13 protein-coding genes are annotated in these 14,602 nt (G+C 35.7%); 4 read left to right on the forward strand and 9 right to left on the reverse strand.

Going from position 1 to position 14,602, the window contains the following annotated elements; all coding sequences use genetic code 11:
* Nucleotide 1: 1 nt before the first annotated feature.
* From ACZZZW_RS18055 to ACZZZW_RS18070, 4 genes are all read right to left on the reverse strand, one after another.
* On the reverse strand, nucleotides 2–3,499 hold the full coding sequence (locus ACZZZW_RS18055) for a PKD domain-containing protein (protein ID WP_463495482.1): 3,498 nt from the start codon (nucleotides 3,497–3,499) through the stop codon (nucleotides 2–4).
* 237 nt (nucleotides 3,500–3,736) lie between these two features.
* On the reverse strand, nucleotides 3,737–3,949 hold the full coding sequence (locus ACZZZW_RS18060) for a hypothetical protein (protein WP_463495484.1): 213 nt from the start codon (nucleotides 3,947–3,949) through the stop codon (nucleotides 3,737–3,739).
* Nucleotides 3,950–4,006: 57 nt separating this feature from the next.
* On the reverse strand, nucleotides 4,007–4,147 hold the full coding sequence (locus ACZZZW_RS18065; protein WP_029280163.1) for a Sec-independent protein translocase subunit TatA/TatB: 141 nt from the start codon (nucleotides 4,145–4,147) through the stop codon (nucleotides 4,007–4,009).
* A gap of 199 nt (nucleotides 4,148–4,346) precedes the next feature.
* A complete protein-coding gene (locus tag ACZZZW_RS18070) occupies nucleotides 4,347–5,201 on the reverse strand; it encodes an HD domain-containing protein (RefSeq protein ID WP_463495486.1) in 855 nt (284 codons plus the stop codon).
* 224 nt (nucleotides 5,202–5,425) lie between these two features.
* Between ACZZZW_RS18070 and ACZZZW_RS18075 the strand changes: the two genes are divergently transcribed.
* On the forward strand, nucleotides 5,426–6,079 hold the full coding sequence (locus ACZZZW_RS18075) for a TetR/AcrR family transcriptional regulator (protein WP_055905407.1): 654 nt from the start codon (nucleotides 5,426–5,428) through the stop codon (nucleotides 6,077–6,079).
* 7 nt (nucleotides 6,080–6,086) lie between these two features.
* Nucleotides 6,087–7,391, forward strand: a complete 1,305-nt coding sequence (locus ACZZZW_RS18080; protein ID WP_463495489.1) for an ABC1 kinase family protein — start codon at nucleotides 6,087–6,089, stop codon at nucleotides 7,389–7,391.
* A 134-nt stretch (nucleotides 7,392–7,525) separates the two neighbouring features.
* On the opposite strand, the gene ACZZZW_RS18085 is transcribed toward ACZZZW_RS18080, so the two are convergent.
* A complete protein-coding gene (locus ACZZZW_RS18085) occupies nucleotides 7,526–7,882 on the reverse strand; it encodes a response regulator (RefSeq protein ID WP_055905413.1) in 357 nt (118 codons plus the stop codon).
* Nucleotides 7,883–8,151: 269 nt separating this feature from the next.
* Between ACZZZW_RS18085 and ACZZZW_RS18090 the strand changes: the two genes are divergently transcribed.
* The gene (locus ACZZZW_RS18090) at nucleotides 8,152–8,754 is read left to right on the forward strand and encodes a GIN domain-containing protein (protein ID WP_055905416.1); all 603 of its coding nucleotides are present in this window, start codon (nucleotides 8,152–8,154) and stop codon (nucleotides 8,752–8,754) included.
* Between the two features lie 139 nt (nucleotides 8,755–8,893).
* On the opposite strand, the gene mtaB is transcribed toward ACZZZW_RS18090, so the two are convergent.
* From mtaB to ACZZZW_RS18105, 3 genes are all read right to left on the reverse strand, one after another.
* A complete protein-coding gene (gene mtaB, locus ACZZZW_RS18095) occupies nucleotides 8,894–10,216 on the reverse strand; it encodes a tRNA (N(6)-L-threonylcarbamoyladenosine(37)-C(2))-methylthiotransferase MtaB (protein ID WP_463495492.1) in 1,323 nt (440 codons plus the stop codon).
* Between the two features lie 166 nt (nucleotides 10,217–10,382).
* A complete protein-coding gene (locus ACZZZW_RS18100) occupies nucleotides 10,383–10,952 on the reverse strand; it encodes a UbiX family flavin prenyltransferase (RefSeq protein ID WP_463497776.1) in 570 nt (189 codons plus the stop codon).
* A 431-nt stretch (nucleotides 10,953–11,383) separates the two neighbouring features.
* The gene (locus tag ACZZZW_RS18105) at nucleotides 11,384–12,031 is read right to left on the reverse strand and encodes a Crp/Fnr family transcriptional regulator (protein WP_055905424.1); all 648 of its coding nucleotides are present in this window, start codon (nucleotides 12,029–12,031) and stop codon (nucleotides 11,384–11,386) included.
* A 262-nt stretch (nucleotides 12,032–12,293) separates the two neighbouring features.
* Between ACZZZW_RS18105 and ACZZZW_RS18110 the strand changes: the two genes are divergently transcribed.
* Nucleotides 12,294–14,159 carry a PAS domain-containing sensor histidine kinase gene (locus ACZZZW_RS18110; RefSeq protein ID WP_463495495.1) on the forward strand — a complete coding sequence of 622 codons (1,866 nt, stop codon included), beginning with the start codon at nucleotides 12,294–12,296 and terminating at the stop codon, nucleotides 14,157–14,159.
* Here ACZZZW_RS18110 and ACZZZW_RS18115 read toward each other — a convergent pair.
* A complete protein-coding gene (locus ACZZZW_RS18115; protein ID WP_463495498.1) occupies nucleotides 14,143–14,364 on the reverse strand; it encodes a cold shock domain-containing protein in 222 nt (73 codons plus the stop codon). The two genes, ACZZZW_RS18110 and ACZZZW_RS18115, sit on opposite strands and share 17 nt — an antisense overlap.
* Between the last annotated feature and the right edge of the window lie 238 nt (nucleotides 14,365–14,602).

Consider the following 14,602-nt stretch of genomic DNA (forward strand, 5'->3'; position numbering starts at 1 on the left):
TTTATCTGATTATAGTAAGCGGTCCGGTTATAGTTTTCCTGCCATTACGCGGATTGATAATAAAGTAGTAAACCCCTACAGGTAATGGTTCGTTCTGGTAGGTACCATCGAATGGAATTTTATACCCACTACTAAAAAACACCTTATTTCCGTTTCTGTTAAAAACTTCTACAGTTGCATTTGGATAAGATTCTAAATACTTAATAATCCAGGTATCGTTTACATTATCCCCATTTGGCGTAAAAGAATTCGGAGGCGTTAAAACCTGTAGTACCTTAACCAATACTTTTGAAGTGGTAACACAACCTTCGGGCTGCGTAGTGGCCGTTAAAGTATATTCAGTATCCTCATCCGGCGAGGCAACCGGATTTAAGACATCGGTTCTATTCAGCCCCTTTGCCGGAGCCCATTCGTATTTTAAATTATTTCCTTCAGCACTTGCCGGAATTTCAACCTGTCCGCCAGCCAAAAGATAAATCAGCGTACCAGCATTAGCCACTGGCGATTTGTATACTGTAATGGTATTTGAGATAGAAGTGGAACAGCCATTATCTCCGGTAAAGGTAAAAGTAATGGTGTGTGGCCCAACTCCGGCTATTTTTGGGTTAAAAGTGCCATTTGCACGCATACCATCACCACTGTATACGCCGGGAGGCCCATTCAGTTCTAATCCGGTTTTCTGTTTGCCCTGCGTAATTAAAACCGTACCATCGGCCTCACAAACAGGAGGAATATCATCAAATACCAATTGAGGAACTGGTTTTAAAGTAAGTGTTTGATCTGAAAATTTAGAACAGTTTTCTCCTGAATAAGCTACAAGCCTGATGGTAAAAGTTTGGTCAGCAGCACCACCAAAGTTATCATATTTAAGAACAAAAATTTCGTTATCATCCGGATAACTGATTGTTTTATAAATGGAAGATTCCCTGCCATAATCTCTGTAAATTTCAATCTTCGTAATGCGACCGGTAAATACTGAAGCAGTATTCTTAATCAAAATATCTTCGGTTGCGCAGCTATTATTATTTATAATTTCAAAATCAGCAGCTTTTACATCACCATTAACATTAAAGGTTTGTGCGAAAGATGTTTCGCAGCCTTCAGCATTTTTAAGATTTAATGTAACCGTGTAAACTCCTAAACTTGTTGGCGTAAAAGCTCCATCATAACCGGTAGATGTAGCAACTGTATTGCCATTAAAGGCATAAGTCCATTTTGCAGTTAAACCTGTTGTGCTAACATCGGTATTTTTTGAAGTATTTTTAAACCTGGCTACCCCATCAGCCAAACAGAAATCAGGAAGCGTAAAATTCAAATCCTTCGGAGGATCATACACATTTATATTAACGCGCTTAACATTTGAGCACCCAAGATCACTTTCAACAGTTAAAGTAATGGTATAAGCACCCGGAGCAGCATATTGATGCACAGGGGCTACATGATTATCAGTTATTGCAGGAGTAGTTCCATCACCAAAATTCCAGGTCCACTTTACAATGGTTCCGGTGGCCTCGATGCTTGATTGATCTGTTAAAACAGTTGGCGTATTGGTGCACAATCCGTTCACATCAAAATTGGCCAATGGCGAAGGATTTATTAAAATTTCGACAGGATCCGAAGTGTCCGAACAATTCGAACCCGTGGTAACAGTTAACCTTACTATATATTTACCAGCTTTGGTATAAATATGCTCCGGATTTTGTTCGGTAGCAGGCGTACTTCCATCACCAAAATCCCATAACCACTTGGTTACAGCAAAATCGGCATTATTAGGTATGCTCGCATCTGTAAATTTCACAGCAGCATTTGAACAACCAACAACAGGATCAAACTTTGCAGTCGGAAGATCGTAAATATTAAACGTATAATTGGTTGTTAAATCACCCGATACGCATGATGATGTATTGGGCACATGGGCAACAATTTCTAAACTGTGCTTACCTTTTTCAGCATAGGTTTTGGTATAAGGCGATTCAAAAGTAAAGATGTTCGATCCATCAGGCAAAGTTTTAGTTTCGATAAGCACGGGTGGATTTTGATTAATAACAGTTTCATTATCCAGCGACCAATTGATGTAATCAGGCTTATATGGAAGCGAAAGCTTAATATTGTACGTTTCCCCAACGCATCCGTTTTGTCCCTCTTCATTTTTAGCAGTATTAAAAACTGTGAGGTAGTTGTTCGACGATAAATTTGTACCCGCAGAATAAGCATAAGATTCATGATCGCCAAAGCCATAAGCAATCGCATTAAAACCATCATCAGCGGTAAGCGTTATACTCTCCGCATTAACAGGTATTTGTGTGTAAGAATAAGTAGGATTACCATCCAATACCGTCCAGTTGGTACCAGGGGCTATCCCATTATACCTAAAGCCCGCTATCTTGTCAGTCTTAATTAATACGTTTACATATTTGTTGCTAATATTCTGTAAACCAGATGAAAAAACGGTAACACTTTTAATGTTAAATTCTATCGGGTTTAAGATTACCATTTCAGGATCGCCGATTATCCCACCTCCGCTGGCTGCAGAACAATCTTGCGATAAGGAGTACTGCGCTACACTGATTAACTTATCAGCAGTGATAAAAGTGGAGGCTGTTAACTGATCGCTTTCTATAAATCTGCCTTTATTAACGGTGTAGGTATTGCCATTATAAGTAACACTGGTATTGTCTTCCTGAGCAAGAATCCTGACGATGTATTTCCTGTTGATAAAAGGTACAACACCATAATTTTTCCCCCAACTGTTTGTAGCATAAAGCTGCTGGAACAATGGATCCTGAGAAGTATTACACACAATACCTATTACCGAAGTTCCAGAAAATGCCGCAAAACGTTTGCAGGATGATGTTGCAGGATCAGTTTCTACAAAAACCCCAGTCAAATCCTGTGTTCCCGAAGCCAGATATTCATAAACGTCGCCAGCCTTACGTAAGGTTATAGGAATTGTAGTGCCATTACTTTCATGTAAAATAATATTTGTTTCATCTTCTACCGCCACTAAGGTTAAAAAATTATTTCCACCGCTGCTTTGGGTAAAGTTCATGGAGTAATATGTTTGCCCTAAAGTTTCGAAAGGCAAAATTAAAGAAGCTGCAGACCTTGCTGCACCATAAATATGCGTGTAAACAGAAACCTTTGGTTTGCCATCTGTAACCTTAACGTGTATCCCCTTATTTGTTAAAACCTGGTTTGCCTCTGTTTGTCCATCAATATAGGCATTGGCTCTTGGTACATCAAACCTAACAGCTGTATTGGCAGGGATAACTTTAGTAACCGGGGCAGCGTTTCCGCAGGTAACAGTTACCTCTGAAGTGGATCTTGAAGTTACAAAAACCGCTATATTTCCATATGGAACTACACCATTAACAGCTCTTGAGGGTACATGGGTTGGAAAAACCGTCCAAAAATCAGTTCCTTCATTAGAAATATTTTGTCCGGATGCTTTCAGAAAAAACAAAGACACCAATAAAACCAATAACCAATGCCTTTTCATTACCTATCAGTTTAGTTGAAAACGTTATACATTTTTGTTTGATATAGTAGGCAATATACTACAAATCAGCACACAAGAAAAACAATTACTGCAATTTAACAAATTTGAAGCAAATAGCACCTGAGGAGTATTCAATTAGCAGTTTAGGGAATAATTTTGCAGAAAAAATCCTTTGAAATCGGATAGAACAGAAAACAAAAAAGCCAATCTTATTAAAATTGGCTATAATATAAATATTCAGTTGTTATTTTGATCGGATTGATCTCCGCTCCCATATTTTGCAGAGAAATCTTTTGCTTGCACATCCGCATTAACGTTGTTATGATCTTCCGGTTCTAAATTTTCATCTAATCGATCATTCCAATCATTCAATCCCTGATCAGGATGTTGTTTATTTTCTTCAGTAAAATCGGATTTAGATTTGGCCTGGTTTTGTTTTTGATTATCCATTTTGAGGTTTATTTCATTTAAAACATCACCTTAAGTAGAAAGTTTTATTCACCGCAATTATTTAACCGGAGGTTCATCTTTAGCATCTTTAAATTCTTTAACACTCTTCCCTATCCCACGCATTAACTCTGGTAACTTTTTACCCCCGAAAATGAGCAAAATCACCACTCCTATTAAAATAATTTCTATTGCCGACATATCCTTTATATTTTGAACAATATACGTTAATTCTCCTGAATTGGTTTAATTAGATTTTTGTAATGAGATCCTACCTGAACAAAAAGATGCTATACCATCAGCAAGAAAGATCCTGAAAACATAAAATACCCACACACAATTACAATTTATCTCAGCACTTCAATGAGCAATCCGATAATAGTATATTCTACTTTAAACCCTAAACAGAAATAGCATTTAAAGTTCTTTTTTTAATTTTTGGTACTGCACCATGTCTTAAAAATTCAGCGTAACCTTTTAATTGTTTAATGGATTTAATGGCCTCATATCCTTCATATGATGTTCTGATTTTATTCAGCAACATGGTATCTGTTTTAAACATATCGTTTTCCACTAAAATCCCTTTACTTAAAAAATTTTTAATCAATTCGGCCATCTTCCCATTGGCATAAAGGTGCAGCGGGAGTTTAAACACCTCATTGTTTAGTTTTTCAAAAACCTCATTAATCCAGTTTGCTTCAGTTTCTGTATTTACAGCAATTTTCCCATTTTTTAAAACAATAGCGGTTAAAAATTCGCGTGCGCGCTGGCGCGAAATTATCCCTCCATGCACTCCATCCCGTAAAGTATAATCCAACCGATCTGCACAAAGCGCTGGCAAAGGCTGTTCTAAAATATCAAATGTGCCGTATAAAATCTGGTTAACATCATATCCATATTTTAACAATACATCAGGTACTTCTGATTTGCACAAAACCGCTGCAAAAACTTTTTCATGGTAATCTTCATCTGTATTATCAAAAACATAATCGCCAACATGAGAAAAAGCGGTATGCGAAATATCATGTAGCAAACCCGCAATTTGCTCAAGTTCAGAACCACCAAGCATTCTAATCAACATGGTTACCCCGATGGCATGTTCTAAACGCGAATGGCAGATATCAGGATTAACCAAAAATATGGCACCACTTTGATGTACCCCCGCCAATCTTTTTAAAATAGCTGTTTCTAAAAGATCTGAAAATACTTCAGGTAATTCCATTTTGCCGTATAAAAAATCATTAAGCTGAATCATATTTTCAAATTTAAATTTAGGGATTAATCAGGTTCAAAAATACTAAATAATTTAGTTTTATTATTTAAATTTATCCACATTAAAAATTACTAAAACTAAAATAGTTAGCCTAAAAACCAACTTTCAAATATTTTGAAAGCTATTATTACAATTTAATGATTAACAAAGCATATGGCGAAAAAACAAGCCAGTAAATTAAACGTTATACTTGTAAAAAAACAGCTATGGCAACCGCTCAACAAATAAGAAATGCATATTTAGATTATGTATTAAGCAACAATGAAAAACCAAAATCGGTTTATGTTTTCGCAAAGAAAATTAAAATTACCGAAGCGGATTTTTATCAATTCTTCTCTTCTTTTGAAAGCATAGAAAAAACCATTTGGTTTGAGCTTACGTTTGAAACCATCAGCAAAATAAAAGAACAGGAAGTTTGGCTCCAGTATACAGCAAGAGAAAAAATGCTTTCTTTCTTTTACAGTTACCTGGAAAACCTTAAAAATCAACGCAGTTTTATTATTTACAGTTTAAAAAATCACCGCGGTAAGTTTGCTACCCCTGATGTTTTAGCTGGTGTAAAACCCATTTTTGAAAACTTTGCACAGGAAATTATTGAAGAAGGTTTAGATAGCGGAGAACTTGCCGAACGCCGTTTTTTAAGCAAAAGGTATAAAGATGCCTTATGGATCCAATTTGCTTTTATTGTTAATTTCTGGATTAACGATGACAGTGAAGGTTTTGAAAAAAGTGATGAAGCAATAGAAAAAGGCATTAACGTTACCTTTGATCTTTTTCAGCATTCGCCAATTGACAATTTACTAGAATACGGCAAGTTTTTATCTAGAAATGGAAAGTTTGCAGATAAGATGAGGTTTTAAACGATAAATGAAGACACAAAAAAGTATTCCTACCACGAAAGTAGAACGCTCTGCAAAATTTGTTAAAACAGGAATCCAAATCGGGGGCAATTACATAAAACATTATTCAAAAAAACTGTTCAATCCGGATATGGATCGCGATCAGTTGAATGAGGATAATGCAACCGATATTTATAAATCGCTAAGCGAACTCAAAGGAAGTGCTTTAAAAATTGCACAGATGCTGAGCATGGATAAAAATATCCTGCCAAAATCTTACGTTGATAAATTTACACAATCGCAGTATAATGCCCCACCCCTTTCTGGTCCTTTAATTGTACGCACATTTACCAAAAATTTCGGCAAAACACCTGAAGATATTTACGATAGTTTTAACCTTATTTCGAGCAATGCCGCCTCAATTGGCCAGGTTCATCAAGCCATGCTCAATGGTAAAAAACTTGCAATAAAAATTCAATATCCAGGGGTTGGCGACAGTATTTCTTCTGATTTGAAGCTGGTAAAACCTTTCGCATTCCGTTTACTCGGCATGTCTGAACGGGAATTAAATGTTTACATTAAAGAAGTTGAAGAACGTTTATTGGAAGAAACAGATTATGAACTGGAAGTTAAACGCTCCATTGAATTTTCTGAAGCCTGCAAAAACCTCAATCACGTTGTATTTCCAAAATATTATCCAGAGCTATCAGGAAAGCGGATTATTACCATGGATTGGATTGAAGGGCTGCACTTAAAAGAATTTTTACAAACAAATCCTTCGCAGGAATTGAGGAACAAAATTGGCCAGGCCCTTTGGGATTTTTATAATTTCCAACAACACGAACTCAGGGCAGTACATGCCGATCCACATCCGGGAAATTTTATGATTACCCCTGATGAAAACCTTGGCGTAATCGATTTTGGATGTATTAAAGAGCTACCTGATGATTTTTACTATCCTTTTTTCGCATTAATTTCTACTGATGTGATTAATGATAAAAACAAAACGGTTGATGCCTTTAGAAAACTGGATATGATTCATACAGATGATACTCCGGAACAAGTAGAATTTTACCACAAATCATACAAGGAAATGATCAGCCTGTTTGCAAAACCATATATCAGTGAATCTTTTGATTTTAGCAAACCTGATTTCTTCGAGCAACTGTATATTTATGGTGAAAAGATTTCCAAAATGCCTGAGTTTAAGCAGGCCCGTGGCGTAAAACACTTCATTTATGTAAACCGCACCAACTTTGGTTTATATACCATATTACACGAGTTAAAAGCAACTGTTAAAACAGATACTTTTAAACCACATGTTAATCTTTAAAAAGAAATATTAATCGTCATTTCCAAAAAATTGGAAATGACGAAAATGTATTATTGAGAAAAATCTTTTTTAAGCGGCCCCGCAATGTTACTATCAGCACCTCACTATCTGGTATAAGAAATGATTTTGTTTTGTTAAGCGTTTTTCTTTACAACTTCTACCATATGGTCGATATCAAATGGTTTTTCGATATAATCATCAGCTTTGCAATCTTCGGCCTGCTGTGGGAGATTGTTGGATGTAGAGGTTAATACGGCAGATACATCTTCAGTATCGGGATCAGATTTTAATGCTTTAATTACTTCCGAACCTTTTTTCCTTCCTTTGATGTGGTCATCTACAATAACCAGATCTGGATCTATTCTATCTATATTGTCTATCGGTTCAGTGGTAAGTGATGCTGTAACATCAAAACCTTCTTCTTCCAATACCTGGTCCATTATATCAAGGATATCTTTATTATCCTGAACAAGTACAACCTTTTTCTTCATAAATAAAACAGACTAAAATCTTGTTAAAGATAAAGAAAAACTAGAATCCTGGAATGCTTCTTAAAATATTTTACAATTGGAAAAGAAAATTTCAAGTTTTCGTCTTGAATTAATGCCAGTTCGTCGACTATTAGTTATCGGTTGTATAATAATGCAATATGGGCTGCAACGTTTTTCATTTCATGGCGTCTTATCTACAAAACTTAAACAAAAACACTTAAACATTTAAATAACAATTAATTAACATTTAATTTTTAAATAAAGATATTATGAAAACCTCATTCAAAACCCTAATCGCAACTTCATTAACAGCAATCGTTCTTACTTCAGCTGCATTTACCACAAGTGTATCAGCAAGAGAAAAAGATCCTGAAAACATTATCAAAATTGCCGCTTTTAAAAGAGTTTCTGTAAAAGGAAATATCGAGCTAACCATTATACAGAGAAATGCTATCGGTGTTGCTTATAATGATGACAATACCGGAACCGCTAAAGTGATGCAAGATGGAGACAATTTAAAAATTACTTCAACCAGCATTGAAAAAGTAAAACTAACTATTTATGTAAACGACTTCTACAGAATTGAAGCATCAGAAAATGCCGTTGTTAAAACTGAAGGAAAATTAACTACAAAATATCTTCAAATCTTTTTAAAAGGAAATGCCCATGCAGAAATCAATACCAGCACTGAAGGTTTATATACTGTAATTGCAGAAAATGCAGATTTAAAATTAAGCGGCTCTACCGATAACCATTCCTTGGTAATGGGTAACTCGCAAAAATTAACTATAGATAGGTTTGCAGCTTTAAAAACCAACATCAGTTCGATAGAAACTGTTGCGGTAGAAAAAGAGATTGCCTCAATTAAATAACATTAAAACACACAAATGAAATAAGGCTTTCTGATCTGATCAGAAAGCCTTTTATTTTTTCACCAATAATGATTTTGAAGTAATATTCACAAAACGAAAGATGGCCTACAATTAAAAAAATTATTGAAGCAAAATAAGGCTAGTGATGTGCGTAAGCGGTTTCCAATTCGGCAACTTCTACTTCGCCATCGGCAGTAATTTCCAAAAGCTTTACTGCTTTTAATTCATTTACCATCACCGGATCGTATTTAGCACGAACTTTTACATAGTTTTTTGTAAATCCATGCATGTAACCTGATTTTTGATCAGCTTCGAAAAGCACTTCACCTTCAGTACCAATTTGCGATTGGTAGAAAGCCCTGCGTTTTTTATCTGATAAGATATGGAGCATTTTACTCCGTTCATTGCGTACGCTACCGGCAACAACACCTTTCATTTCGGCAGCAGCGGTAAGTTCACGTTCTGAATAGGTAAATACATGCAAATAAGAAATATCAAGTTGGTTTAAAAACTGGTAAGTATCCAGGAAATCTTCTTTGGTTTCGCCAGGAAATCCAACGATAACATCTACACCAATACAGCAGTGTGGCATTACCTCTTTAATTTTAGCAACACGCTCTACATATAAATCGGTACGGTACCGACGGCGCATTAAACCTAAAATTTTATCAGAACCTGACTGTAAAGGAATATGAAAATGTGGCACGAATCTTTTTGATGTAGCCACAAATTGAATGATTTCATTACTTAAGAGATTAGGCTCAATTGATGAAATACGGATTCTTTCAATTCCTTCAACCTCATCCAAAGCTTTAACAAGGTCGAAAAATTTATCTTCCCGCTGGCCATTACGAATCCCGAAATCTCCCAGGTTTACCCCTGTTAACACAATTTCCTTTACACCGCTTTCGGCAATCATTTTTGCCCGGTTCACCACATTTTCGATGGTATCGCTACGGCTTGCGCCACGGGCCAACGGAATGGTACAATAGGTACATGGATAATCGCAACCATCCTGTACTTTCAAAAAAGTACGGGTTCTATCGCCGATAGAATAAGAAGCAATAAAATTGTGGTTTACTTTTTCTATATTTTGCTGATGAACAACAGCTTTAGGTTGTTTTGTTAAATCCGTAATGTACTCAACAATCCTGAATTTTTCTGCAGCACCTAAAACCATATCAACGCCTTCTATTTCGGCAATTTCCTGTGGTTTTAACTGTGCGTAGCATCCTACTATGGTTACAAAAGCATTAGGAGAATATTTTAATGCTTCTTTAACAACTTTACGGCATTTTTTATCGGCGTGTTCGGTTACCGAGCAAGTATTGATCACATAAACATCAGCCTGATCCTGAAACTCTACTACAGCATATCCTGCATCAGTAAATAACCTACCAATGGTTGAAGTTTCTGAGAAATTGAGTTTACAACCTAATGTATAAAATGCGACCTTTTTCATTGAGGTTGCAAAGATAAGAAATTTGTTTGGAGTTGGGAGTTTGCGGCAGTTATACCGCACATATTACAGTGAATTAACAAAAGATAGGTTTAGATTTGAGCGTTTAGAGCTTAAAAACTTCCTAAATGGATTAACTTACAGCTGAGATACAACTCAATACGCCCAGCTAATTTTCCTGCCAGCGGTAACTTTCCTGGTCAAAGCCGGCTAAATCCAATACCCTGCTCACAACTGTTCCGGCAACATCTTCAATGCTTTTGGGTAAACTGTAAAAAGAAGGATTTGCAGGACATATTATTCCGCCTGCCTCGGTAATAGTTTTCATATTATTGATATGGATTAAACTAAAAGGTGTATCTCTAACCACAGCAATTAACTTTCTACGTTCTTTTAATATTACATCAGCAGCCCTGGAGATCAAATCGTTGGAAATACCGTGTGCAATACGCCCTAGCGTACCCATAGAGCACGGCACGATAATCATTGTATCATATTTTGCAGATCCTGATGCGAAAGGGGCATTAAAGTCATTTTTATTGTAGAAAGTAAAATCACTGAATTGGTCATAATCCTGGTTTCCAAGCTCAAATTTCCATACTTCTTTAGCATTGTCGCTCATCACTATCCCTACTGCTTCAATCTGGTCTTTAAGTTTCAATAACTGTCCAAATAACACCTTTGCATATATCGAACCGCTAGCCCCGGTAACCGCAACAATCACTTTCTTTTTTATCATCATACAAAAATAGGTTTTCTGAAAGATACTAAATAAAAAAGGGCCAGAACATTGTTCTGACCCTACATCTACCTATGAAAAACATACCCTCGAAAGGGTAAGAACAAATATATATAAATTTTTAAAAAAATATAAGGGAGAAGTGTTAAATCGTGTAAATGACGGACATAAATCAAATACTAAATATAACACACTGAAATACAGGTAAATAATTTTCACAAAAAATGTCAAAAAACTGATTTTTGTGTAAAAAAAGCTTGATTTTATACAACATTATTAAAAAATATGTCTTACAAATCAGTCACTTTTACTCAATAAGGCAATACACCTAATGATTTGTCCTGTAATTTGAGCAATTGCCTTTACAATTATTTGTTATTAAAATAACAGTAAATTAAAAATTATCGATGTTGAAATTCATTGAATATCTGTTAAGACGGAGATAAAGCACTCGTACCGGAAGCCAGTTTAGATCTGATTCGGCTCAACGTTTCTAACCTCATGCATAAAAAGGAAGCAATGTATTTTAATGGCACTCTATTGATCAGATCAGGGTAAGATTTCACAAAACGTAGGTATCGTTTTTCGGCTGATTGCAACCGCGAAATTAATGCCCGCTCACAGGCTTGCAGATAATGGAGTTGTGTCATTTTCCGGCTCACATAATTGGCAATATGGTGATTGAGGTATAGCTGCTTCGACATGCTGTAAGGCACCGCAATTGCAACCACATCTTCAATGGCCTGCACATATTCTTCGCTGGGCAAAGCTTCATCCCAAAAATTGCTGATGTTGCCTACAAATTCATTTTCCTTGGCAATCCACGTCGTAATTTCTTTGTCATCATCTTTCATATAACCCCTGGCAACACCATTTAACAACAGGTAGGTGTATTTATCGCGGTGTAGCGGAGATGAAATAAATTTATTCTTTTTAAAACTTACAGGAAAAGTATGGTTGTTGATGATGAACTCTATCTCTGGCGTTAAATCATGAAATGATCTATAAACCCTGATTAATGGGGAGTATCCATTAAATGGCAACCATTTATCTTCTGTATAAATGTTTTCGGGACTCATAAGCTTATCTAAAATGTAACTGCAAACAGCCACCATTTGGTGGCAAACGAAAATATTATCTACCCTATTTTTGAACAGTAAAATAAACGAAAATGTTTTGTGAAAACCCTTTTCTTAGTTGAAGTAGCGTGCAATTTGTAGCAAAACACGCCTCTATAGCATGTGTTAGACGTTTTTGTAGTATAAATGTTATACAATTACAGCAAACGGGTTGGCAATTAAAGTCTTAAGAAGTATATTTGGGTAAGCGCCACTTAAATTTATGATCGATTTAACTTCCTCTTTTTTAAAAGCACTATTAAAGCATTCTAAATCGCCGATCATTATATTTAAGATAAAACCAATTCTTGTAGTTGTTGAGCATAATGATGCCTACCGGAATTTAATAGCGCGGATTGGAGTGGATTTAGCTTTTTATGATATCAATATTATTCCCAACCTCATATCCGATCAGGAAAAAGAGTTGTTGATTGAAACTGTGAATCAGGTTAGCGAACGAAAGGAAGAGGCAAACCTGATTATCCATCCCATTTATTCCAATTCGCCGAATGTAAATTGGGAACTGGCATTCTCCCCCGTTTTACAAAGCAACCAGCCTATTGAATACATCATCTGCTCATTAAAAGAAATACCAACGAATGAAAACGGCATTGAACAGATTTTACTGGAGCTATCAGAAAGTGAAGCCAGGTTTAGAGGTTTTTTTGAGCAGGCACCTTTAGGCATGTGTGTGTTGCGAGGTAAAGAGCTTGTAACTGAATATGCGAATGATAATATTTTAAAACTTTGGGGAAAAACAAGAAAAGAAATCATCGGTATACCCCAAGTTGAAGCCAGGCCTGAATTAGGTTTACAAAAATCGCTATTGAACCGTGTTAAAGGCATTTTTAAAACTGGTGAACCCCTGGTATTAAATGAATTGAAGATTGCAACGGCACTTACTGATGGCTTTTTTATTGCCATGTACCAACCTTTAAAAAACGACAAAAATGAAGTAACCAGGATTTTAGTCATTATTAAGGACATTACAGAACAGGTAAATTTTAAAAAAGAGTTGCTTAAGGCGAAAGATATCCTCAAAATAGCCATGGATGCATCAGAAATGGGCTCCTGGAATATTGATATTGAAAGCCGAAAAGTGCTGTTATCCGATAGGGCACAACAAATTTATGAGCTGGAAAGCAATAATTTAGGCATTGAAGAAGCTAAAGCTTTAATCAGCGCTGATGATTTTTCTGCACTTACCGGAGGAATCCGATATGCATTGCATCATCGGAAAGCTTTTAATATAGAATACCGGATTAATATAAATGGTATCAATACCAAAACCAAATGGCTAAGAACCGCAGGTAAAGCATATTATAATGAAGATGGCAAAGCCATTTACATTGCCGGGGCTGTGCTGGATATTACTGAGCATAAACAGGATGAAATTAGAAAAAACGACTTCATTGGCATGGTAAGTCATGAATTGAAAACACCTTTAACAGCCTTAAGTGCATATGTACAGCTTTTACAATTTAAATTAAAAGATACCGACAATTCTTTTACCATTGAAACGCTCGATAAAATAAATGTGCAGTTAAAAAGAATGTCGCTGATGATAGATGGTTTTTTAAATGTATCACTGCTAGAATCTGTCAAAATTTTACTGCATAAAACGGATTTTGATCTGGTAGAACTTATCAAAACTATAGCTGAAGAAAACAGGGTGATTTTACTAAGTCATTTTATACAGGTTGTTGGTTTGGAAGAGATTATTGTAAACGCAGATCGTGAAAAAATTGGCAATGTGATTAACAACCTGATCAGTAATGCTGCCAAATACTCCAAAAAAGAATCGTTAATTGCCATAAAGTGCGAAAAACAAAAAGGCGAAGCAATTATTAGTGTGGAAGATGAAGGTATTGGAATTAAAGAAAGCGATATCCCTAAGCTTTTTGATCGTTTTTACCGCGTAGAAAGCATAAGTACGCAAACCATAGCGGGCTTTGGGGTAGGTTTATATATTTGTGCCGAGGTAATGGAAAGACATAAAGGCAAAATATGGGTGGAAAGTAAATTTGGACAAGGCTCTACATTCTTCTTTAGTTTGCCTGTAGAAGAAGTGCTTACGAACGAAGGTTAACCAATTCCTGATCAAGTATTACGTTTGCAGCCATTAATCCGTTTCTTGTAAGTACAATTTCAAAAGTAACCTTCGAATTTACAGTGATGTTAACTAAGGTTTCGGCTAATAGAAACTGAATATCCTGGCCATTTGTATCAATAATAACTCCATAGCCACGTTCATTATCGATTAGTGTAACGTTTCCGTTTCTTCTATCATTCATAAGGTTTTATAAAAAGTGGACAATTATACTAAAAATTCGTAGAATTAAAAATACATCAGCATAAAAATAAGCACAACTTTTAGTACTATTAAATCGTTTTACGAGAATTCCATTCAACCATTATGAAGTATAAAATTATTGTTCTAATGCTTTACACTCCCGATCAGCAAATTGTTTGTATTAAGTGATTAAATATGAAACCCTTGGTGATTTATAATTACTAAAGGATAAAATAATT

Source organism: Pedobacter sp. AC379, assembly GCF_979258145.1.

Coding starts and splice junctions, on each gene's coding strand:
- ACZZZW_RS18055 (WP_463495482.1), bottom strand. CDS start 3,499: ATGAAAAGGCATTGGTTATTGGTTTTATTGGTGTCTTTGTTTTTTCTG.
- ACZZZW_RS18060 (WP_463495484.1), bottom strand. CDS start 3,949: ATGGATAATCAAAAACAAAACCAGGCCAAATCTAAATCCGATTTTACT.
- ACZZZW_RS18065 (WP_029280163.1), bottom strand. CDS start 4,147: ATGTCGGCAATAGAAATTATTTTAATAGGAGTGGTGATTTTGCTCATT.
- ACZZZW_RS18070 (WP_463495486.1), bottom strand. CDS start 5,201: ATGATTCAGCTTAATGATTTTTTATACGGCAAAATGGAATTACCTGAA.
- ACZZZW_RS18075 (WP_055905407.1), top strand. CDS start 5,426: ATGGCAACCGCTCAACAAATAAGAAATGCATATTTAGATTATGTATTA.
- ACZZZW_RS18080 (WP_463495489.1), top strand. CDS start 6,087: ATGAAGACACAAAAAAGTATTCCTACCACGAAAGTAGAACGCTCTGCA.
- ACZZZW_RS18085 (WP_055905413.1), bottom strand. CDS start 7,882: ATGAAGAAAAAGGTTGTACTTGTTCAGGATAATAAAGATATCCTTGAT.
- ACZZZW_RS18090 (WP_055905416.1), top strand. CDS start 8,152: ATGAAAACCTCATTCAAAACCCTAATCGCAACTTCATTAACAGCAATC.
- mtaB (WP_463495492.1), bottom strand. CDS start 10,216: ATGAAAAAGGTCGCATTTTATACATTAGGTTGTAAACTCAATTTCTCA.
- ACZZZW_RS18100 (WP_463497776.1), bottom strand. CDS start 10,952: ATGATAAAAAAGAAAGTGATTGTTGCGGTTACCGGGGCTAGCGGTTCG.
- ACZZZW_RS18105 (WP_055905424.1), bottom strand. CDS start 12,031: ATGAGTCCCGAAAACATTTATACAGAAGATAAATGGTTGCCATTTAAT.
- ACZZZW_RS18110 (WP_463495495.1), top strand. CDS start 12,294: ATGATCGATTTAACTTCCTCTTTTTTAAAAGCACTATTAAAGCATTCT.
- ACZZZW_RS18115 (WP_463495498.1), bottom strand. CDS start 14,364: ATGAATGATAGAAGAAACGGAAACGTTACACTAATCGATAATGAACGT.